Origin of the sequence: Sphingobium sp. LB126 (assembly GCF_002795205.1) — a bacterium.
Classification (GTDB): Bacteria; Pseudomonadota; Alphaproteobacteria; order Sphingomonadales; family Sphingomonadaceae; genus Sphingobium; species Sphingobium chungbukense.
In genome coordinates, this window is sequence record NZ_NETV01000001.1 from 868167 (window position 1) to 888492 (window position 20326).

Sequence of the window (20326 nt, forward strand, 5' to 3'; positions counted from 1 at the left end):
CTTAACCTTCCTCACCCTTTGCGGGCGCTTCCGCGCTCGCAGCGGGCTTATCATCCGATGCGCCGGTCGCCTGGCCTTGCGGCAGACGCAGCACGAAACGGTCCGGGTCACGCATGTCGAATTTGACGATGCCTCGTCCGAGCAGACGGTTCACCCCGTCCATGCGCGCGAAATTGACAAGCGCGGTCGCGGAGGGCTTGTCACCCTCTGGCAGCGACAGCGTCTCGCCCGACTGGAAGCGCAAATCCCAGCGTCGGTTCCCGACCCAGGTCGCGCCGGCCAGCATCGGCTTCAGCGCAGGCGCATTCTCCATAAGCTTGTTGAGGCCCGCGGTCTGGAGATTGGCGTTCGGCCCCACCACCAGCGGCAGGTCGGGCATCGCACCCGCCGACACCGATTGCAGCACCACACCCTGCACGTCGATCAGGTGGAGCTGGCCGTCATGCTGCCAAACCGCCACCGGATCGCGCTCCACGATATCGACCACCAGCGTGTCGGGCAGGCGGCGGGAAATGCGCGCATCCTTGACCCAGCCCAGTTTCAGCATGTCGCCACGTACCTTGGGCAGATCGAGCGCCAACATGGAGCGGCTCACCTGACCCAGGGCGATATTGTAGATGGGCAGTTCGTCCATTCGCTCGACGCCGCGCACTTCGACCTTTTCGACCTCGAAACCGGCCTTGGCGGCAAGTTCCGACGCCTTCTGTCCGGCCATGGCGGGAACGCCCATCACCATGGCGATGCCGACCACGCCCGCCAGCACGATGCCGACGATCGTCCAACTCGCCGCACGTTGCAGCGTCTCTTCGCTGAAGGGCAGCAGATCGAGCAGGCCGTCCACCCAGCTCCGCCGCTTGGCCGTACGGCCCCTTGCCCCACTGCGACCGCGCGCGCCGGTCGTGCGCGTCAACCGCGCCGTTCCGCCACGCCGGATGCGTGCTTCAGCCATGTTTCGCCCCCCTTGCACCTTGCAGTGCGTCCTCGACTATACGCTCCACCAGTTCCGCATAGTCAATGCCCAGCTTCGCCGCCTGTTCGGGCACAAGGCTCAAGGGCGTCATGCCCGGCTGGGTGTTGACCTCCAGCAGGAACAGGCCCTCGACCCCCTGATTGTCGTCCCAGCGGAAATCCGACCGCGAGGCCCCTTTGCAGCCCAGCAACTGATGGGCACGCAACGCGATCGCCTTGCAAGCCTCCCCAATCTCTTCGGGAATCTCCGCCGGACAGACATGCTCGGTCATGCCGTCGGTATATTTGGCGTCGAAATCATAGAAGCCGCTCTTGGGCCGCAATTCGGTCACCAGCAGCGCTTCATCGCCCAGCACGGCCGTCGTCAGTTCCCGGCCGCGAATATAGGGTTCGGCGAGCAGTTCATCGAAATGCAGCCACGGCCCCTCGACATCGCGGCCGATGGGTGAGCCATAATTGCCGTCCTGTGTCACGATGGCGACACCGACCGAACTGCCCTCATTGACCGGCTTCACCACATAGGGGCGCGGCAAGGGATCGGCTTCGAACAGGCTCTCGCTGCTCACGATATGCCCGCCGGGCATGGGGATGCCGTGCGGCACCAGTGCCTGCTTGGTAAGCTGCTTGTCGATGGCGATGACCGAGGTGGCAAGGCCCGAATGGGTGTAGGTGAGCCCCATAAGGTCCATCATGCCCTGCACCGTGCCATCCTCGCCGGGGACGCCATGGAGGGCGTTGAACACGACATCGGCCTTGGCTTCGGCAAGACGCGCAGCGACATCGCGGTCCATGTCGATCCGCGTGACCTTGTGCCCGCGCGATTCCAGTGCCTTGGCGACGCCTTCGCCGCTCGACAGCGAAACGGGCCGCTCGGCCGACCAGCCGCCCATCAGGACGGCAACATGCCAGGGACCACGGCTCATTTCGACAACCTCACTAGATTTTCCTGATTGGCGTCGTCGGCAAACAGGCCGACACGCTGAATTTCCCATTCCAGTTCAACGCCGCTCTTTTCCCTGACGCGGCGGCGGACCTCCTCGCCCAAAGCCTCAATGTCCGCGCTGGTCGCATCGCCGAGGTTGAGGAGGAAATTGGTGTGCTTCTCAGAGACCTGCGCCCCGCCCAGTTGCAGGCCGCGGCATCCGGCCTGATCCACAAGGGCCCAAGCCTTGTGCCCTTCCGGATTCTTGAAGGTCGACCCTCCGGTCTTGCTGCGCAGCGGCTGGCTTTCCTCGCGCGCGGCGGCGATGCGGTCCATCTCCGCCTGGATCGCGGCCGGTTCGCCCGGAACGCCCCGGAAGACCGCGCTCACCACCACGGCGCCTTCGGGCAGCATGCTGTGGCGATAGGTGTAGCCCAGCGCGTCGAGCGGCAGCGTTACCCGCTCACCCGAACGCAGCACCACTTCGCACTCGACGAGAATATCGCAGGTCTCGCGTCCATAGGCGCCACCATTCATCCGCACGAAACCGCCGACCGTGCCGGGGATCGAACGCAGGAACTCCAGTCCGGCGATCCCGGCATCCCGCGCCGTCGAGGAAACGAGGATACCCGAAGCCCCTCCCCCGCAACGCAGCGACGTCGCGTCCACCTGCTCCACCCTGGCGAAGGGCTTGCCAAGGCGCACGACCACACCCGGAACGCCGCCATCGCGGACGATCAGGTTGGACCCCAGCCCCAGCGCCATCACCGGGATCGCCGGATCGCACAGGCGCAGAAAATCGGAAAGGTCTTCGGCATCCTTCGGCTCGAACAGCCATTGCGCGCGGCCCCCCGCCTTGAACCAGACAAGGGGACCAAGCGGCGCATCCGCCTTGAGCGAGCCGCGAACCGGAGGGAGGGAGTTCGCCGCCAGCGTCAATCGCACATCCCCCAAAGCCGCATCCAGCCCTTCATCGCCTTCATGCCAGCCTCACCCGCATCATGGGCGGCGAGCCCGACATCGACATTGCGCTGGGCCGCGTCGACCATCTGCTGCGCGACCTCGACGCCCTGCATCTGGATGTCGATCATCCGCTTCTGCATTTCGAGGCCAACATTGAACAACTCAAACATCAGACCGCCTCTTTCGCCGCGACCGCCGGAGCCAGCCCCGCCGCCCATTTGGTGATGTCGCCCGCGCCCAGGCAGATGATCATGTCATCGGCCTGCACATCGGCGGCAATCGCGCGCGCAAGATCGTCCGCGCTCTCGATGGTCGCAGCGTGGCGATGGCCGCGACGCTTGAGACCGGCGACGAGCTCGGCGCTGTCCACACCCTCGATCGGCTGCTCGCCCGCCGGATAGACCGGCGCCGCATAGACGAGATCGGCATCGTTGAAGGCCTGCTGGAACTCGTCCATCAGGTCGCGCAGACGCGTGAAACGGTGCGGCTGGACCACGGCGATGACCCGGCCTTTCGCACCTTCGCGGGCAGCGGCAAGCACGGCCTTGATCTCGACCGGATGGTGGCCATAGTCGTCGATGACGGTCGCGGTGCCGCCGCCAACGGCGATTTCCCCGACCTTGGTGAAGCGGCGCTTCACCCCGCCGAACTTGGCGAAGCCGGTCTGGATGGTCGCGTCGTCGATGCCCATTTGCAGCGCCACGCCGATCGCCGCCATGGCGTTCAGCACATTGTGGCGGCCCGGCATCGGCATTTCGATGCCCTCGATGCGGCGGGCGGAGCCGTCACGTTCGCGGATCTGCACGTCGAAGCGGTTGCCGCCGGGAACCGGTTGCACATTCTCGCCCCGAATATCGGCTTGCGCCGAGAAACCATAGGTGACGATACGCCGGTCCTGCACGCGGGGCAGGATGGCCTGAACCTCCGGATGGTCGAGGCAGAGCATCGCGGCGCCGTAGAACGGCACATTCTCGACGAACTCGACAAAGGCGTCCTTCACCTTGTCGAAGCTGCCATAATGGTCGAGATGCTCGGGATCGATATTGGTCACGACCGCCAGCGTACCGTCCAGCCGCAGGAAGCTGCCGTCGCTCTCGTCGGCTTCGACCACCATCCAGTCGCTCTTGCCGAGGCGGGCGTTGGAGCCGTAGCTGTTGATGATACCACCATTGATCACGGTCGGATCGACCCCGCCCGCGTCCAGAAGCGCCGCGACCATGGAAGTGGTCGTGGTCTTGCCATGCGTGCCCGCGACCGCGACGGTGGATTTGAGGCGCATCAGTTCCGCCAGCATTTCGGCGCGGCGGATGACGGGCACGCGCTTTTCCAGCGCCAGATCGACTTCCGGATTGCCCTTCTTGATCGCGGTGGAGGTCACGACCACGGCCGCGTCGCCCAGATTCTCGGCCTTGTGGCCGATCATCACCGCTATGCCCTTCTTGCGCAGCCCTTCGACGACATAGCCTTCCGCCACGTCGGACCCTTGAACCTTGTAACCCAGATTATGCATCACTTCGGCGATGCCGGACATGCCGATGCCGCCAATGCCGATGAAATGGATCGTGCCGATGTCGGTGCCGACACCCTTCATGCGGGAACTCCCTGGAGATTGAGGCTGGTCGGCGTCGGGCCGACCTTGAGCGGATCGTTCATGATCGGCGCGGAGCCGATGCTTTCCAGCAGATCGGCCATGTCGCGCGCCGCGTCGGGGCGGCCGCAGGCGCGGGCGCGCCTGGCAGCGTTCTGAAGCGCGCCGGGTTCCAGCGCCATTTTCTGCATCTGCTTGGCGAGTTCGACCGCGGTGAAGCGCGCCTGCGGTATCGTCCGCGCTCCGCCCGCCTCGGTCATCTCGCGGGCGTTGGCGGTCTGATGGTCGTCCATGGCGCTCGGCAGCGGGATCAGGATCGCCGGACGGCCAGCGCAGGTCAGTTCCGCCAGCGTCGAAGCCCCCGCTCGCGCAATCACCAGATGCGACCAGCCCAGCTTTTCCGGAACATCGTTGAAATAGGTCGCCAGATCGGCCGGAATCTCAAGATCGGCATAGAGCTTGCGTACCCGCTCGATATCCTCGGCACGGCATTGCTGCGTCACCTGCAACCGGCGGCGCAGGCTGAGCGGCAACATGCCGAGGCCATCGGGCACCACGCTCGACAGGATGGTCGCGCCCTGGCTGCCGCCGATCACCAGCACGCGAAACACGCTCTCGTCGGTCAGCGCGGGGAATTCCTCCTCGCGAAGCTGCTTCACTTCGTCGCGCACCGGATTGCCGATCAGATGGACCTTGTCGGCATAGCGATCCTTGAGCCGCTGCACGTCGGGATAGGCCGTCGCGATCGCATCAACCCGTCCCGCCAGATAGCGGTTCACCCGGCCCAGCACGGCATTCTGCTCATGGATCGCGGTCGGAATGCCGTCGGCCAGCGCGCCAAGCAGCGCCGGCATGGCCGGATAACCGCCAAAGCCGACCACGGCGGTCGGACGGAACGTCTCGTTCAAGCGCCGCGCCATCGCCCGGCCGGCCAGAATCGATTGCAACGCCCCCGGCCAACTCTTCGGATTCTTGGTCATCCGCCCGGCAGGCATGACATGGACCTGCGCCCGGCTTCCCGGCGCCTTATCGAAAATGCCGGGAATCTTCGCACCGCGCTCGTCCGTTACCAGCGCGACATGGTGCCCGCGCAGCATCAACTCTTCCGCAACGGCGTGCGCTGGAATCATATGACCACCCGTCCCGCCTGCGGCGAGGACGAAGTGTCGGGAAATGCTCATCGACCACTCCATTTGACGACCGTGTGCCGACCCATGAAGGGATTGCGCCGCGTGAACGCGAGCAGCAGGCCGACGCCGATACAAAGCGCCAGCATAGAGGAGCCGCCATAGCTGATAAAGGGCAGCGTCATGCCCTTGGAAGGAAATATCTGGGCATTGACGCCCATATTGATGATCGCCTGCAAGCCGAATTGGGTGGTGAGGCCTGCTGCTGCGAGGATGGTGAAATTATCATCCTCATCCAGCATCCGCAGAAACACGCGCACCACGATGGCCAGATAGACGCAAGCAATGCCGATACAGGCAAGCAGGCCGAACTCCTCCCCGATCACGGAGAAAATATAGTCGGTATGCGCCTCGGGCAGCCGGAATTTGGCCTGCCCGCCGCCCGGCCCGACACCCAGGAAACCGCCATGGGTGATGGTGCGGAAGGCCAGTTCGGTCTGGTCCGGCCCCATATCCTGCGCCACACCGATACCCAGGAAGTCGTTGATCCGCTGACGTCCATTCTCGTAGAACATGTACATCAGCACCAACCCACCCAGCCCGGCGCCGGCAAGACCGCCGATAGCCTTCATCGACACGCCCGACAGCAGCAGCAGACCACCCCAGCAGGCGAGGAAGATCACGGTCTGGCCGAAGTCCGGCTGCTTCATGAGGATCGCGGCGATCAGCGCCGTGGTTGCGCCGGTAAAGGGGATCACCGGCAGCGTCATGTCCTTGCCGCGCAGGGAAAGCAGCCAGGCCATGGTGACGACATAGACGGGCTTCAGGAACTCGGAGGGCTGGAAGCGGAAGCCCGGCAGGTCGATCCAGCGCTTCGCCCCGTTCACCACCGATCCCAGCACCGGCACCAGCAACAGCGCGATCGCAAAAAAGATGCAGAGCCCGACCGCCAGCCGACGCGCCTGGGTCCGCGGCAGCATGGAGATCACCAGCATGATCGGCAGACCGATGAACACCCACATGAGTTGGCGGTAGAAATAGATGAGCGGCGTTACCGAAACCGTGCTGGTGGAACGGTCGATCGCCGCGACCGGCGAGGCTGCCGCGACGGCGACCAACCCGATCGCCATCAGCGCGACGATCAGCGACAGCAACACGCGGTCGATTTCCCAGAACCAGATGGCCAGCGCCGTGCGCTCACGCGGGACGGTGCGGTTCCTGAACTCCTTGACCAGTTCACCAGCCCTGAACATGCAGCTTGCCCCTCTATTCCAGTGCAGCGACGGCGGCGGCGAAGGCATCACCCCTCGCCTCGAAGTCACGGAACTGATCGAAACTCGCACAGGCGGGCGACAACAGAACCACGTCCCCCGGCTGGGCCACCCGCGCCGCGCGGCGAACGGCGGCCGATAGCATCTCTGAGTCATCCACCGCCATAGAGGGACGCAACAGTTCAGCGAACATAGGCCCCGCTTCACCGATGGTATAGGCCTGTGCGACATTGCCGAACCAGGGCACGCACTCGTCCAGATTGTCCGTCTTGGCAAGGCCGCCGACGATCCAGTGCAGCCGCTTGCGGCCATCGACCGGCGGATAGGCGGCAAGCGCCGGCGCGGTCGAGGCAGCGTTGGTCGCCTTGCTGTCGTTGACATAGAGGACGCCGTGCAATTCCCGCACCCGCTGCATCCGGTGCGGCAGGCTGGCATAGGTCGCCAAGGCGGCCTTGATCGTAGTCGGATCGATACCGAGTGCAGCAGCCGTTACCATAGCGACGGCAGCGTTTTGGGCATTATGCGGCCCTTGGAGTGAGGGCCAGCTATGCTGCTCCACGGGATCAATGAACGAGGACAAAACCTCAACCACATCTTCTCCGCCGCCACGATGCTCGCAGACCGCAGCAAGTATGGAGCGGCTCGGATTATCTTCGGCCGCAATAATCGCGCGGTGCCCCATCGACTGCATTTCAAACAGCCGCGCCTTGGACGCCATATAGCCCTCAAAACCATTATAGCGATCCAGATGGTCCGGCGTGATGTTGAGCAGCACCGCCACGTCGCAATCCAGGCTCTGCGTCAGGTCGATCTGATAACTGGACAGTTCCAGCACATAGACGCCGCCTTCCGGCAGCGGAGCCTGCCCCAAAATAGGCAGCCCGATATTGCCGCCCATCCGCGTCGGGATGCCCGCCGTCTCAATGATATGATGAACCAGCGCGGTGGTGGTGGATTTGCCGTTGGTGCCGGTGATGCCGACTACGCGATGCTTGGGCAGCGCGGGCCGGGCCAGCGCGAACAATTCGATGTCGCCGATGACCGGCACGCCCGCCAGCTTCGCATGCATGGCGATGGGATGCTTGTTGAGCGGCACGCCAGGCGACACGACCACGCCATCAAAACCCTTGAGATCGATTTCCGTCGGATCGGCCAGTTCCGCCTTGCCCGCGACGACGGCGCGGGCTTCTTCGCGGCCATCCCAGGCGACAACCTCAGCGCCGCTCGCCGCAAGGCAATCGACCGTCGCCAGCCCCGACCGCGCCAGCCCCAACACCGCATATTTCTTGCCCGCGAAGACGTCCGAAACGATCCCCATGGCGCTCACCGCAGCTTCAGCGTGGCAAGACCGGCCAGCGCCAGCACGAAGGAAATAATCCAGAAACGGATCACCACGGTCGGCTCGGCCCAACCCAGTTGCTCGAAATGATGATGGATCGGCGCCATCTTGAATACGCGCTTACCGGTGCGCTTGTAGAAGAAGACCTGGATGATGACCGACATGGCCTCGACCACGAACAGCCCGCCGATCACGCCCAGCACGATCTCATGATGCGCAGTGACGGCGATCACGCCGATGGTGCCGCCCAATGCGAGGCTTCCGGTATCGCCCATGAACACGGCGGCGGGCGGCGCGTTGAACCAGAGGAACGCGAGGCCCGCGCCGATGATCGCGCCGCACAGGATGGTGAGATTGCCTGCCCCCGGTACATGCGGAATGCCCAGATAATGGGCGAAGTCCGCACGCCCGACCAGATAGACGATCGCCATGAACGCCATGCAGGCGATGATGACCGGCATGGTGGCGAGGCCGTCCAGCCCATCGGTCAGGTTCACCGCGTTGCCGAACGCCACGATCACGAAGGCAGCGAAGAGGAAGTAGAACGGCCCCAGTTCGATGGCGGGCCCATTGTAGAAGGGCAGGTAGAGCGCGGTATTGCCATGCTGGTTGACGATCAACCACGCCGCGAAACCCGCGATCAGGAATTCGAAGGCAAGGCGCATCTTGCCCGAAAGCCCCTTGTGACTGGCCTTCGTTACCTTGTCATAATCGTCCAGGAAGCCGATCGCGCCAAAGCCCAAGGTCACGAACAGACAGGCCCAGACATAGATGGACGACAGGTCCATCCACAGCAACACGGACGACATGACCGAAGTCAGGATCATCAGTCCGCCCATCGTCGGCGTGCCGCGCTTGGCGAGGTGCGTCTGGGGGCCGTCGTCACGGATCGGCTGCCCCTTGCCCTGCCGCACCCGCAGCCAGCCGATGAAACGCGGGCCTATGACAAGGCCGATGATCAGCGCGGTCGCGATCGCGGCGCCGGCGCGAAAGCTCAAATAGCGAATGAGGTTGAACACACCCGCGAAATCCATGGTCTGGGCAAGCCAGTAGAGCATCAGTTCTTCGCTTCCTGTAGCGCGGCGACCAGACGCGACAGGCCGATACCGTTCGAGCCTTTCACCAGAATCGCGTCGCCCGCGCGTATTTCACTTTGCAAGAGATGGGTCGCCTTCGCCGTATCCGGCACATGGTCGAAGGCCATCACGCCTTTCAGCGTTTCCGCCAGAGGCTGCATTTCATCGCCCACGAGGATGGCATAATCCACTGCTCCCGCCGTCAGCGGCTCGACCAGCCCGGCATGCAATTCCCGGCTGCGGTCGCCCAGTTCGCGCATCCCCCCCAGCACGGCGACGCGGCGCTTGGCCTGTTCCTGGCCCAATTGCTTGAGCGTAGCAGCCATGCTCAGCGGATTGGCATTATAGCTTTCATCGATCAGCAGCGCCTCACCGCCCTGGACCGGCACTATGCGCCGCTCGCCACGGCCGGGCAGCCCCGGCATCTCCGCCAATGCAAGACCAGCCGCCGCCAGATCGCCACCCAGCACCTCCACCGCCGCCAGTACCGCCAGCGCGTTGGATACCCAATGCTCGCCCGGCGCGCCGACGGTGAAGCACAGTTCCACGCCCGGCAGCGTCGCCGTGACCAGCGTGCCGCCACCCTCAGCCGGAACCATGTCGCGGGCGCGGACATCGGCAGCCGGATCGAAGCCGAAGGTCAGGATACGGGCCGCATGCTGCTCGGCCTTGGCGTAGAGCGTCGCAACATGCGGGCTGTCATAAGGGATGATCGCCGTGCCACCGGGTTCCAGGCCTTCGAAAATCTCCGCCTTGGCCTGCGCTATCTTCTCCTCGGTGCCGAAGAATTCGATATGGGCGGGTGCGATGGCGGTGACGATGGCGACATGCGGCCGGACCTGCCGGGTCAGCGCGGCCAGTTCGCCAGCATGGTTCATGCCCATTTCGAACACGCCATAGGCCGCATCACGCGGCATGCGCGACAGACTGAGCGGCACACCGACGTGATTGTTGTAACTCTTGACCGATCGATGCACCTCGCCGGGACAAATCCGGTCCAGCGCAAGGAACAGCGCTTCCTTGGTGCCGGTCTTGCCGACAGAGCCGGTGACACCGACCACCTTGCCCTGCATCCGTGCCCGCGAGGCCCGACCCATCGCCTCCAGCGCCTGCGCGCTGTCCTGCACCAATATATGGGGCTGGGCGATCGGCTCACTGACGATAGCGCCCGCCGCACCCTGGCCGAAGGCCTTGTCGACGAAGCGATGGCCGTCCGTCGCCTCCCCCTTCATCGCGACGAACAAGTCGCCGTCCGTCACCTCCCGGCTGTCGAACGCCACGCCAGAAACGGCGAAGGGCGCCGATGCGACGCCCCCTGTTGCCTGCGCGATCTCCTCGGAGGTCCAGAGCGCGCTCATCCGGCACATTCCCGCGCCACGGTCACATCGTCGAAAGGCAGCACACGGTCGCCTATGATCTGCCCCTGCTCATGCCCCTTGCCCGCGAGCAGCACGATATCATCCGCCCCCGCCTGCGCAATGGCGGCGGCAATGGCGGCGCGACGCCCGCCGATTTCCTCCGCCCCCGGCGCGCCCGCCATGACCGCCGCGCGTATGGAGGAAGGCTCTTCCGAACGCGGATTATCATCGGTCACGATCACATGGTCGGCCAGTTCGGCGGCAACCTTGCCCATTTGCGGGCGCTTGCCCGCATCGCGATCCCCGCCCGCGCCGAACAGCGCGATCAGGCGCCCACGCGTATGCGGCCGCAGAGCCTCGATCGCGGCACGAAGACCATCGGGCGTATGCGCATAGTCGACATAGACCGGCGCGCCCGCGCGGGTGATCACCGCCCGTTCCAGGCGCCCGCGCACCGGTTGCACCCGGCCGAGCAGTTCCAACACCCTGGCGACATCCTCGCCGCCTGCGATCACCAGATCGGCGGCGGTCAGCGCATTGGCAGCCTGATAGGCACCGATCAGCGGCAGATTGACCTTGTAGAGCTTACCCTCAACCTCGACCTCCAACGTCTGGCCCAACTGGGTCGGGGTGCGGTTGGCAAGGCGCAATGCCTGCCCCTGCACCCCGACGCTCAGCACACGAAGCCCCCGCTTCGTAGCCCGCTGGAGTACCTTGCCCGACCATGCGTCATCGGCCCAGACGACCGCCGTGCCTTGCGGAGCGACCACCTCGTCGAACAGCCGCATCTTGGCCTCGAAATAGCTGTCCATGTCGCCATGATAATCGAGATGATCGCGCGACAGGTTGGTGAAGGCCGCCGCCGACACCGGCAGGCCTTCGGTGCGATACTGCGCCAGACCGTGGCTCGACGCCTCGAACGCGGCATGGGTGATGCCCTCGCGCTTGAGACCCGCCATGTTGGACAGAAAGGTCACGATGTCCGGCGTGGTCAGCCCCGTCGACACCTGATCGACCGAGGTGGTGACGCCCAGCGTACCGATCGAGGCCGAATGATGCCCCAGCATCCGCCAAAGCTGGCGCGCCAGTTCCACCGTGGATGTCTTGCCGTTGGTCCCGGTGACGGCAACGGTCACATCGGGGAAGGGCGCAAAATAACGCGCCGCCAACTGCGCAAAGAGCCGGCGCGGATTGTCGGACGCGATATGGATCGCGCCCTCGACCCTCACCTCCGGCCGAGCGACGACCGCCACGGCCCCGGCCTGCACGGCGGCGGGAATATAATCCTCGCCATTCACCCGCATGCCCTGGAAGGCCCCGAACACGGTGCCCGGCGCAACCTTCCGGTTATCGATCGCAAAGCCCGACACCGGCACATCTAGCGATGCCTGCGTGTCGGGCTTTGCATCCAGCCCCTCGACAAGCGACCCGAGGCGCATCCTATTCTTTCTCCTTGTCGCCGTGCAGCAACGGCATGAGGTCGGAAATATCGACATCGCGCCGCTCGTCGGGCAGCACGCCCAGCATCGGCCCGGTGCGCTCCACCACCCGTTTCACGACAGGCGCTGCGGTCCAGGCCGCCGTGCGCAGGCCATATTGGCCCGTCGCCTCGTCCATGGTGACGAGGACCACATAGCGCGGATTGTCCATCGGGAAGGCAGAAGCGAAAGTCGTCACCAGCGAAGTCTTGTTATAGCGGCCCTCTTGTGGTTTTTCGGCCGAACCCGTCTTGCCGCCCACCCGGTATCCCTTGGCGTCGGCGCTGCGTCCTGTACCCGCCGCGACGATCATGCGCAACAGTTGCCGCATCCGCGCGCTGGTCGCGGCGGAGAAGACACGGCGTCCCTCCGGCACCTCATCGGCCCGCAATTTGCGCAGCGTAGCGGGCCGCCACAGGCCGCCATTCACGAGCGCCGCATAAGCCGAAGCGAGATGCAAAGGCGTTACGGCGATGCCATGGCCATAGGAAACGGTGAGCGTGGTGATGCGCCCCCAATTGGCAGGCCAGAGCGTCCCGGCGCGTTCGTTCAGTTCGATCGGCGCGCGCTGGTCGAAGTGCAACTCCCGGAAAAGATGCTGCAAAGGCTCCGCGCCCATCTGGTCAGCGATGCGCGCCGTGCCGATGTTGGAGCTGTGCACCAATATCTCCGGCACGTTGATCCAGCGGCCGAGCGGATGGTCGTCCTTGATCCGGAAACCGGCAATGGCGAGCGGCGCCGTCGCATCATAGGTCTTGGACATGGAGGTCACGACCCCCCGATCCATCGCCGCGCCGATCGACAGTGGCTTGAAGGCAGAACCGAGCTCATAGCGCGCCTGCACCATATGGTTGCAGAGCGGCGATTCGCTGCAGGTCTTGCCCGCATAATTTTGCAGCTTGTTGGGATCGAAGACGGGGATCGAGGCCATGGCGATCACTTCGCCGCTATTCACGTCCAGGATCACGCCGCCCGCGCCCTTGGCCCTGGTCTGCACCAACTGCGCATAAAGCTCGCTTTCCAGCGCGCCCTGCACCCGGCTGTCGATCGACATGGCGAAGGGTTGTCCGCGCAGGGCCGGATTGGTCAGGCGGTCGTTGAACGCGGCCTCGACCCCCATGCCGCCCTTGCCGTCGGCATTGGGCGCAAAGCCCAGAATATGCGCCGCCAGGGTGCGCTGCGGGTAGAGCCTTTCCTTCTCGCGCGGAAATTCGATGCCGATCTCGCCCAGCGCGTTCACCGCCGCAACTTCCTCGGGCAGCGCGCGGCGGCGCAGATAGGCCCAGCCCTTGCCGGTCAGCTTCTTGAGGAAAGCCGCTTCCGGCTCATCGGGAAAGATTTCGTGCAGCTTGCGGGCAAGGTCGGAAGGATCGCTGATCAGCTTGGAAGGCCGCACGGCGATGGAATAGGCGTCCATGGTCCGCGCCAAAGGCACGCCGTTGCGGTCGACGATATCGGCGCGCGCGGGCAGACCCGCCATGACGTCGCCGCCACGCCCGCCGCCCGCAAAAATCCCGACCCAGGTCAGACGCAGGATCACCACGCCGGTGATCAGCATGAACAGGATCAGCAGCAACATCAGCCGATTATGCGCGATCGCGGTCAGGTCGACGCGCTGCTTGCCCGCTCTCGCTCCTCCCGGCTGGACGATGATCGTCGCCATTTCAACGATCCCCCTTGCGGCGCTCGCGCTTCGCCTGCGCCGTCAGATCGCCCATGGTGCTGTCATCCAGCAACTTGGCGTCCAACATTGCCATCCGCTCCGCGCGGCGGGCGACAGGATTGGGCTTCGAGGTATCGGCGTCGTCCTTCGCCTTTTCCTTGGGCGTCCTGACCGGCACGGCCTTGGCGATCTTGTCGACATTATCCGCCGCATGGGCCTCGCGGATCACGGCGATGTCGCTGCGAATCTGCGTCGCGGCCGGGCTGGCCGGGACAGCCTGGGGGGCCGAGGGCAGGTCGGCGGGCGTCTGCACCATCGCCACCATCACCGGCGGCGCGACATAGTCCGGACCATTGGGCTGCACGCCGTCCAGATGCGCCAGAGCGCGCTCGCCCGCCAGATATTGTTGGGCGGTCGGCGTCGCATACATGAAATCGTCCTGATTCCAGCGCTCCAACTGGCGCATGTTGGCGCGGGCGCTGAACTCGGTCTCCAGATAGCGGATATCGGCCTTTGCCCGTGCGATCTGCACGCGCACCTTCATCAGTTCGTTGCGCTCGGTCGCGACCTTCAGCGACACCATATAGGCCCCCAGCGCCCCCAGTGCGACGAGCAGGATCCAGATCAGGCTCTGCAATCTCTTGACCGCGATCATGGACGGACACTCCGGGGAGAAACTGGGGCGGAAGTACGGATGGCGCTGCGTAGCGTGGCGGATCGGGCCCGGAGGTTGCGGGACAGTTCCGCCTCTCCGGGCCGCACCGCCTTGGCGGGCTTTTCGAAAGTGGGCGCATCGCCCGCCTTCTTTTCCGGCAGATGGCGCGAGCCGCCTCCTTCCCCGCCGCTCCGCTTGCGCAGGAACTGCTTGACGATGCGGTCCTCAAGGCTGTGGAAGGTCACGACTGCCAGACGGCCGCCTTCCTCCAAAATGGCCTCAGCGGCCTCCAGCCCGCGCTCCAGTTCCTCCAGCTCGCGGTTCACATGGATGCGGATCGCCTGGAATGTCCGGGTGGCCGGGTCCTTCTTGTCATGCGGTTTGTGGCCCAACGCCCGGCGCACGATGCTCGCCAACTGCGCCGTACGCTCCAGCGGACGCGCCTCGACGATGGCCTTCGCCACCCGGCGCGAGCGCGGCTCCTCGCCATAGAGGTAGAGGACGTCGGCGATTTCCTGCTCGGCGGCAGTGTTGAGGAAATCGGCGGCATTCATTCCGCTCTGGCTCATCGTCATGTCGAGCGGGCCGTCCGACTGGAAGGAAAAGCCCCGCTCCGGCCGGTCGAGCTGCATCGAGGACACGCCGATGTCCAGCGTCACACCCGCAACCGAGGTCACGCCACGCTCCGCCAGCAAGGCTTCCATTCGCGAAAATTCGCCCGCGATCAGAGTGATGCCATTGGCGTCGGCCAGCGCCTGCCCTTCCCGGATCGCATCGGGATCGCGGTCGAAGGCAAAGACCTTCGCGCCCTTGGCCGCCATCGCGCTGCTATAGCCGCCCGCACCGAACGTGCCGTCGACATGGACCTCGCCGGGGTTGATGGCGAGGGCGTCGAGCACTTCGTCGATGAGCACCGGAATGTGGCGATCATGATCGGAAGAGGCGCTCACTTGCCCCCTCCCGAGTCGCGCTGGTCCAGCCAGCGGCGGACCTTGTTGCGGATCAGTTCGGGCCGATCCTTAGAGTCGACCAGCGTTTCGGGCCTCCAGATCTGGATGTAGCGACCCACGCCGTAGAAGAAGACGGCATCGGTTATGCCATATTCATCCTTGATATCGGGATGCATGGCGAAACGGCCGCCCTCGTCGAAATTCACCTCCTCGATGGTTCCGAGGCGACGTTCCAGTTCCAGGTCGGCATTATAGTCGCGGCCAGCAGCGCGCGCTTCGCGGGCCAGTTCCTCGACCTCCTCGAACAGATAGCGGCGGTGCGATTCCCCAAAACCCGTGGCGCAGGGGTTGCCGCCATGGACCGAGAGAAACAGCTTGGTTTCATTGCCGCTGGAGAGCTTGACCTGCCGGCGCATCTCCAAGGGCAGCACGAACCGGCCTTTGCCGTCCGCGACGCTGAACGCGTTGCCCGTAAAGAGAATGACTTCCGACACTTTTGGACTGCTGCCCCTTTGGTTCGCGGGCGCAGGCCGTCGCCGTCCGGATACGCCATCGCGACCCGGGCAACAGGACTAGCAAAGCCTGACAAACCCCTATGGCCATTGAATACCAAGCCACAGGGTTCAAGAAAAGGGATATTTTGGGAGAAACCGGGAAATCCTGTTTTGTTCTGGTATTTAATCTCCCTTTTCGGGTTCTTGCCGGGCCAGACGTGGTCGCGCAAGGCTGAAACGAGCCCCATTCCATGGCCCGAACAGCACCGTTCCCAACGCCGCCCAGAAAAACCCGACCAGAACCGCCCAGCGCACCGCTCCGACCAGGGCATCTCCCGTGCGCACCCAGCGCCGTCCTTCGGGTAGCGGCTGGCCCAACAGCTGCGCGACGAATTGCGGTGTGTCGGCGGTCCATTGCGCGGGGTCGAGCGGCGCGCTGGGATCGGCGAGCCACAGGCGGTCGTCGATGAGGTCGGCATCAGCGACGATGGTCGCGCTTCCCCTTCCCACCACACAGCGCGCCACCCGCCTGCCCTCTATGATGCGGCAATCGGGAGAGGCTTTCCCGAGAACTGAAGCGGCGTAGAGGGTCAGCATCCGCCCATCGCCCAGAAAGTGACGCACCTCCCCTGCGTCCGCGTCGGGAAGCAGTTTCACCCCCAACACCTCTATCATGGCGGACAACAGGGTCACGGAGGGAGGCCGGCGCCGATCCCCCAAAGGCAGTACGAGCGGCCAGCGCAATTGCGGATCGGCAAGGATCAATGCCGTCCCGCCCCCGCTGATCCAACCATGAAGCGCGACCAGCTCATTCATCGAAAAGGCACGCGGTTGGGCAAGCAGCAACCGCTTTGCTTTGCCCAAACCCAGCGGACTATCGACCGGCTCCACCTCGAAACGCTGGCGCAGAATAGTGATGATCGGAGCATCGGCCTTGGCCGCCAATCCCTTTTCGCCTTCGCGCCAGAACAACGGAAGACCAGTGATAACGGCCAGTTCCGGCCGTTTTCCGGGGAAGGGTTTCAAGGGCGGCTCCTTGGCAAACGACCAAGCCGCGAGTGCGATCAGGGCGCACCCTATCCCCATGGCCCGCCGCGCTCCTGCGAAAGCCGGAATATGACGGTGGGCCAACCAAAGCCCCGCCAGGGTCGCGAGTAGCGCCACGCTCAGAAACCACAGTACCGGCTCGACCGCAGGCACTCGCCATGCCGCCAGAAAGGCGCAACACAATATCATCCCAGTCGCACCCGCGCTCGCCCAAAAGGCCGCGCCCACCCCCCGGCGCACCACCAACCAGGCTGCAACCGGCGCCAGCAGCAAAGCCGTCAGCATCCACCCGCGCGGATCGACCTGCCCGGTCGCCAGCAACCCCGGCAGTCCGCCAAGCAGCACCAGCACGCCCGGCAGCCAGAGCATCACCAATGTCCGAAGCCCTGCCCCCAAAGCCTGTCCCGACCGTTCAGCGCGAAGCCGGCGGAATCTCGCGATCCATGGGTTTCTTGAGATTCGGGTCCGGTTGCAGATCCGGCACGATCGGTGCCTGTTCCGGCGCGGGCTGCACACCCAGTTCCGCCAGCGGCTCCTTGGGCGCCACGGCATTCACGTCCAATGTCGGCACGGTCGGCGGCGGCGCGGCTGGATCATCGATCCGCGCCTTGTCGATCACGATATTCGCCAGACCCACGAGCAACACCACGCCCGCCAGCCCGGTGAGGCCGATCTGGACACGCTGCAACCCTTCCTGTTGGCGGGGTGTTTCAGCCATGAAGCGCTCTTTTTCTTTTACTGCCGAGACCCGTATCGGCGATCACCGAGTGTGCGCGAGCCAGGGGAAGACAGTCAAGCCCTTCGATTCCAGCCATTCGCGATTGTAGAGCGTTGAAAGATAACGGAAACCCGTATCACACAAAATCGTGACGATCCGCTTGCCCGGCCCAAGCTGCTTCGCCAGCGCCACCGCGCCCGCGACATTGATGCCCGACGACAGGCCCAGGCATAGCCCTTCCTCAGCCAGCAGACGCCTGACCCACAGCAGCCCTTCCTCATCGGAAATGCGGAACTGGGTATCGATCGGCGCACCCTCCAGATTGGCGGTGATGCGGCCTTGTCCAATGCCCTCGGCCACCGAAGACCCTTCCGCCTTCAACTCGCCATGGGCATAATAATTGTAAAGCGCCGCGCCATGGGGATCGCTGAGCGCAATGATGATATTCTCGTCATGCGCCTTCAGGCCAAGCCCGACGCCGGCGATCGTTCCGCCGGTCCCCGCCGCGCAGGTGAAACCGTCGATCTGCCCGTCCATCTGGGTCCAGATTTCCTCGGCGGTGCCGATGATATGCGCCTTGCGGTTGGCGATATTGTCGAACTGGTTGGCCCAGATCGCGCCCTCTGTCTCCTCCGCCAGCCGCCGCGAGGTGTGCACGAAATGGCCGGGATTGGAATAGGGCGCCGCCGGCACCGTCACCAGTTCCGCACCCAGAGCGCGAAGCGTATCCATCTTCTCCCGGCTCTGCGTCTCGGGCATGACGATGATCGACTTGTACCCCTTGGCATTGGCGACCAGCGCCAGACCGATGCCGGTATTGCCCGCCGTCCCTTCGACAATGGTGCCGCCGGGCTTGAGCTGCCCCTTTTCCTCGGCATCGTTGACGATGAACAGCGCCGCGCGATCCTTCACGGAGGCGCCGGGATTGGCGAATTCGCATTTCGCGTAGATATCACAGCCCGTCTCTTGCGAGGGACCGGTGAGGCGCACCATCGGCGTGTTGCCAATCAGGGCGAGGCTATCTTTCTGAACCAGCATGGCTTCCGCATAGCGGACCAAAGGCGGCCTTGCCAAGCAAGGGAATGATGCGCGCGCGAAAGTCCCGTTTGTCTCCTATATCCTTAACCTTTCCACCACCCTTCGTCCCAGATCGGAACAGGCCGGAATCGCGAGAGGAAATGGCTAAGCTTTTCCCTTATGGTCAATGCCAAGGCATGGATTCTCTTGGAGAAATGGTCAGTTGGCGAGCGGCGGAAAATGGGCAAGGCATGGCGCGGTCGCAGCGCTGGCGCTGGTTGCGCTTGCCGCGCCTCGCCTGATCACCGCTGCGCCGCTCGACCTGCTCGCCGCGTCGGAAACCCAGGACGATCCCGCCGAACAAGCGGGCGAGAATTTTCCCGGATCGGCCTTCTTCTTCGCGCAAGGTGCTTTTGATTCCGCTCCCGGCGCAGCCTCGCTCGACAGCGAGCATGTGCTGGGCCTCGACACCGTGCAGGCGGCCCCCGCCATCGCATTTCGCGGCCTGACCGCGCTGGACAGCTATCGAGCGCTTAATTGCCTGACCTCGGCCATCTATTATGAGGCTGGAAGCGAGCCGGAAGATGGCCAGCGCGCCGTGGCGCAGGTGGTGCTGAACCGCGTGCGCCACCCCGCCTGGCCGAAAAGCGTGTGCGGCGTCGTCTATCAGGGGTCGGAACGTACTGATTATCGCTGCCAATTCACCTTCAGTTGCGACGGCTCCATGGCGCGCATGGCCAACGCCCAGGACTGGGCGCGTGCGCGCCACATTGCCGCCCAGGCTCTTTCCGGCCTCGTCTACAAGCCTGTCGGCCTTGCCACCTACTATCACACGCTTGCGGTCCGTCCGGATTGGGCTGCGGCGATGCGTCCCGTCGCTGTGATCGGCGCGCATATCTTCTATCGCCCGCCCGGTATCGCCGGTACAGCCGCCGCGTTCCGTATCTCCTATTCGGGGCGGGAAACCCTATCGGGGCCCTCCCGTACCGCCTGGCCGATCAAGTCCACGCCATTCGACCCGGCGATCGGGCTGCCCGCCTCGCTTCGCCCGGAAACGCCCGCATCCGTCGCGGCAAGCGCTTCTCCGTTTCCTGCTGCGGAAACCGCTCTTCCTCAGTCGACGATCCGGCCCGAATATCGCAACAGCGGGCGTCCGCTGATCTGAAGGCGCCTTTTTTTGCGGATCGACGGAATATTTTACAGTTAACGCCGCAATTACCATGCAAGATGCTGAAAAATAAGGATATAAAAATCCGGCCATTTTTCGGAAGCAGTGGAACCTTATCCTCACACCGATAGTTCTGCACAGTGGATAGCAAATCTTTTGCCCCCCGCTCTTGCTATCCAAAAAAACATGAGCCCGGAACGCATCTCCCCCCCCCGACGCGTTCCGGGCTCAGAATTTTTTGGGCCTATCTCACGGAAATCAGAGATATTTTCGGTTTCGGAACGCTTTTCCGGACGGTGGGTTGTTCCCTGGTCACCGGCGAAAGTCCGGTTGAGGCGTTGAAGACAAAGGCTCTGAAAAAGGAGACGATGATGACCAGGAAGATTCTAGCCACGCTGTTGCTGACCGGTTCGCTGATGGTGGCGGCCTGCAACACGGTGGAAGGCGCCGGCAAGGACGTGCAAAGCGCAGGCCAGGCGGTCGAAAACGCCGCCAACTGATTGCGCCCGAAGAAAAAGCTCGC

Annotated in this window: 20 protein-coding genes; 2 read left to right on the forward strand and 18 right to left on the reverse strand. The window is 64.3% G+C overall.

Annotation, left to right across the window (positions count from 1 at the left end; all coding sequences use genetic code 11):
• Position 1: 1 nt before the first annotated feature.
• The 18 genes from CAF53_RS04155 to CAF53_RS04240 all read right to left on the reverse strand — a co-directional run bounded on the left by CAF53_RS04155 (position 2) and on the right by CAF53_RS04240 (position 18656).
• Positions 2 to 949 carry a cell division protein FtsQ/DivIB gene (locus CAF53_RS04155; protein WP_100237414.1) on the reverse strand — a complete coding sequence of 316 codons (948 nt, stop codon included), beginning with the start codon at positions 947 to 949 and terminating at the stop codon, positions 2 to 4.
• On the reverse strand, positions 942 to 1892 hold the full coding sequence (locus CAF53_RS04160) for a D-alanine--D-alanine ligase (RefSeq protein WP_100237415.1): 951 nt from the start codon (positions 1890 to 1892) through the stop codon (positions 942 to 944). The genes CAF53_RS04155 and CAF53_RS04160 overlap by 8 nt, the downstream gene beginning before the upstream one ends.
• Positions 1889 to 2830, reverse strand: coding sequence for a UDP-N-acetylmuramate dehydrogenase (gene murB / locus CAF53_RS04165; protein WP_084733218.1), 942 nt, complete (start codon positions 2828 to 2830; stop codon positions 1889 to 1891). Before murB ends, CAF53_RS04160 begins: the two co-directional genes overlap by 4 nt.
• Complete coding sequence (locus tag CAF53_RS04170) at positions 2827 to 3024, reverse strand: hypothetical protein (protein ID WP_100237416.1); 198 nt, start codon at positions 3022 to 3024, stop codon at positions 2827 to 2829. The genes murB and CAF53_RS04170 overlap by 4 nt, the downstream gene beginning before the upstream one ends.
• Positions 3024 to 4445 (reverse strand): UDP-N-acetylmuramate--L-alanine ligase, encoded by a 1422-nt coding sequence (murC, locus tag CAF53_RS04175; protein ID WP_046764729.1) that lies wholly within the window; start codon positions 4443 to 4445, stop codon positions 3024 to 3026. Before murC ends, CAF53_RS04170 begins: the two co-directional genes overlap by 1 nt.
• Positions 4442 to 5623: an undecaprenyldiphospho-muramoylpentapeptide beta-N-acetylglucosaminyltransferase gene (murG, locus tag CAF53_RS04180; protein WP_046764730.1), complete on the reverse strand. Its 1182-nt coding sequence runs from the start codon at positions 5621 to 5623 to the stop codon at positions 4442 to 4444. The genes murC and murG overlap by 4 nt, the downstream gene beginning before the upstream one ends.
• Positions 5620 to 6822: a putative peptidoglycan glycosyltransferase FtsW gene (locus CAF53_RS04185; RefSeq protein ID WP_046764731.1), complete on the reverse strand. Its 1203-nt coding sequence runs from the start codon at positions 6820 to 6822 to the stop codon at positions 5620 to 5622. The genes murG and CAF53_RS04185 overlap by 4 nt, the downstream gene beginning before the upstream one ends.
• Before the next feature lie 13 nt (positions 6823 to 6835).
• The gene (gene murD, locus CAF53_RS04190) at positions 6836 to 8158 is read right to left on the reverse strand and encodes a UDP-N-acetylmuramoyl-L-alanine--D-glutamate ligase (protein WP_100237417.1); all 1323 of its coding nucleotides are present in this window, start codon (positions 8156 to 8158) and stop codon (positions 6836 to 6838) included.
• Positions 8159 to 8163: 5 nt separating this feature from the next.
• Positions 8164 to 9237: a phospho-N-acetylmuramoyl-pentapeptide-transferase gene (gene mraY / locus CAF53_RS04195; protein WP_046764733.1), complete on the reverse strand. Its 1074-nt coding sequence runs from the start codon at positions 9235 to 9237 to the stop codon at positions 8164 to 8166.
• Complete coding sequence (murF, locus tag CAF53_RS04200) at positions 9237 to 10613, reverse strand: UDP-N-acetylmuramoyl-tripeptide--D-alanyl-D-alanine ligase (protein WP_100237418.1); 1377 nt, start codon at positions 10611 to 10613, stop codon at positions 9237 to 9239. Before murF ends, mraY begins: the two co-directional genes overlap by 1 nt.
• A complete protein-coding gene (locus tag CAF53_RS04205) occupies positions 10610 to 12052 on the reverse strand; it encodes a UDP-N-acetylmuramoyl-L-alanyl-D-glutamate--2,6-diaminopimelate ligase (protein ID WP_100237419.1) in 1443 nt (480 codons plus the stop codon). The genes murF and CAF53_RS04205 overlap by 4 nt, the downstream gene beginning before the upstream one ends.
• A 1-nt stretch (position 12053) precedes the next feature.
• Positions 12054 to 13754: a penicillin-binding protein 2 gene (locus tag CAF53_RS04210; RefSeq protein ID WP_046764736.1), complete on the reverse strand. Its 1701-nt coding sequence runs from the start codon at positions 13752 to 13754 to the stop codon at positions 12054 to 12056.
• A gap of 1 nt (position 13755) precedes the next feature.
• Positions 13756 to 14409, reverse strand: coding sequence for a colicin transporter (locus tag CAF53_RS04215; protein ID WP_046764737.1), 654 nt, complete (start codon positions 14407 to 14409; stop codon positions 13756 to 13758).
• On the reverse strand, positions 14406 to 15359 hold the full coding sequence (gene rsmH, locus CAF53_RS04220; protein WP_100237420.1) for a 16S rRNA (cytosine(1402)-N(4))-methyltransferase RsmH: 954 nt from the start codon (positions 15357 to 15359) through the stop codon (positions 14406 to 14408). Before rsmH ends, CAF53_RS04215 begins: the two co-directional genes overlap by 4 nt.
• Positions 15356 to 15853, reverse strand: coding sequence for a division/cell wall cluster transcriptional repressor MraZ (locus CAF53_RS04225; RefSeq protein ID WP_046764739.1), 498 nt, complete (start codon positions 15851 to 15853; stop codon positions 15356 to 15358). The genes rsmH and CAF53_RS04225 overlap by 4 nt, the downstream gene beginning before the upstream one ends.
• A gap of 183 nt (positions 15854 to 16036) precedes the next feature.
• Entirely contained in the window at positions 16037 to 17269 is a 1233-nt protein-coding gene (locus CAF53_RS04230) for a hypothetical protein (protein WP_242443382.1), read from the reverse strand.
• Positions 17270 to 17312: 43 nt separating this feature from the next.
• Positions 17313 to 17618, reverse strand: coding sequence for a hypothetical protein (locus CAF53_RS04235; RefSeq protein ID WP_100237421.1), 306 nt, complete (start codon positions 17616 to 17618; stop codon positions 17313 to 17315).
• A 42-nt stretch (positions 17619 to 17660) separates the two neighbouring features.
• Positions 17661 to 18656, reverse strand: a complete 996-nt coding sequence (locus CAF53_RS04240) for a cysteine synthase A (protein WP_100238687.1) — start codon at positions 18654 to 18656, stop codon at positions 17661 to 17663.
• A 166-nt stretch (positions 18657 to 18822) separates the two neighbouring features.
• On the opposite strand from CAF53_RS04240, the gene CAF53_RS04245 reads away from it, so the two are divergent.
• Both CAF53_RS04245 and CAF53_RS04250 read left to right on the forward strand, forming a co-directional pair.
• On the forward strand, positions 18823 to 19800 hold the full coding sequence (locus tag CAF53_RS04245) for a cell wall hydrolase (RefSeq protein WP_100237422.1): 978 nt from the start codon (positions 18823 to 18825) through the stop codon (positions 19798 to 19800).
• Positions 19801 to 20174: 374 nt separating this feature from the next.
• Positions 20175 to 20303 (forward strand): entericidin A/B family lipoprotein, encoded by a 129-nt coding sequence (locus tag CAF53_RS04250; protein WP_046764927.1) that lies wholly within the window; start codon positions 20175 to 20177, stop codon positions 20301 to 20303.
• The last annotated feature ends 23 nt before the right edge of the window (positions 20304 to 20326 follow it).

Coding starts and splice junctions, on each gene's coding strand:
- CAF53_RS04210 (WP_046764736.1), bottom strand. CDS start 13,754: ATGGCGACGATCATCGTCCAGCCGGGAGGAGCGAGAGCGGGCAAGCAG.
- murC (WP_046764729.1), bottom strand. CDS start 4,445: ATGAAGGGTGTCGGCACCGACATCGGCACGATCCATTTCATCGGCATT.
- CAF53_RS04155 (WP_100237414.1), bottom strand. CDS start 949: ATGGCTGAAGCACGCATCCGGCGTGGCGGAACGGCGCGGTTGACGCGC.
- murG (WP_046764730.1), bottom strand. CDS start 5,623: ATGAGCATTTCCCGACACTTCGTCCTCGCCGCAGGCGGGACGGGTGGT.
- CAF53_RS04235 (WP_100237421.1), bottom strand. CDS start 17,618: ATGGCTGAAACACCCCGCCAACAGGAAGGGTTGCAGCGTGTCCAGATC.
- CAF53_RS04250 (WP_046764927.1), top strand. CDS start 20,175: ATGACCAGGAAGATTCTAGCCACGCTGTTGCTGACCGGTTCGCTGATG.
- CAF53_RS04240 (WP_100238687.1), bottom strand. CDS start 18,656: ATGCTGGTTCAGAAAGATAGCCTCGCCCTGATTGGCAACACGCCGATG.
- CAF53_RS04170 (WP_100237416.1), bottom strand. CDS start 3,024: ATGTTTGAGTTGTTCAATGTTGGCCTCGAAATGCAGAAGCGGATGATC.
- CAF53_RS04160 (WP_100237415.1), bottom strand. CDS start 1,892: ATGAGCCGTGGTCCCTGGCATGTTGCCGTCCTGATGGGCGGCTGGTCG.
- CAF53_RS04215 (WP_046764737.1), bottom strand. CDS start 14,409: ATGATCGCGGTCAAGAGATTGCAGAGCCTGATCTGGATCCTGCTCGTC.
- mraY (WP_046764733.1), bottom strand. CDS start 9,237: ATGCTCTACTGGCTTGCCCAGACCATGGATTTCGCGGGTGTGTTCAAC.
- CAF53_RS04185 (WP_046764731.1), bottom strand. CDS start 6,822: ATGTTCAGGGCTGGTGAACTGGTCAAGGAGTTCAGGAACCGCACCGTC.
- CAF53_RS04245 (WP_100237422.1), top strand. CDS start 18,823: ATGCCAAGGCATGGATTCTCTTGGAGAAATGGTCAGTTGGCGAGCGGC.
- CAF53_RS04230 (WP_242443382.1), bottom strand. CDS start 17,269: ATGCTCTGGCTGCCGGGCGTGCTGGTGCTGCTTGGCGGACTGCCGGGG.
- murF (WP_100237418.1), bottom strand. CDS start 10,613: ATGAGCGCGCTCTGGACCTCCGAGGAGATCGCGCAGGCAACAGGGGGC.
- murD (WP_100237417.1), bottom strand. CDS start 8,158: ATGGGGATCGTTTCGGACGTCTTCGCGGGCAAGAAATATGCGGTGTTG.
- CAF53_RS04205 (WP_100237419.1), bottom strand. CDS start 12,052: ATGCGCCTCGGGTCGCTTGTCGAGGGGCTGGATGCAAAGCCCGACACG.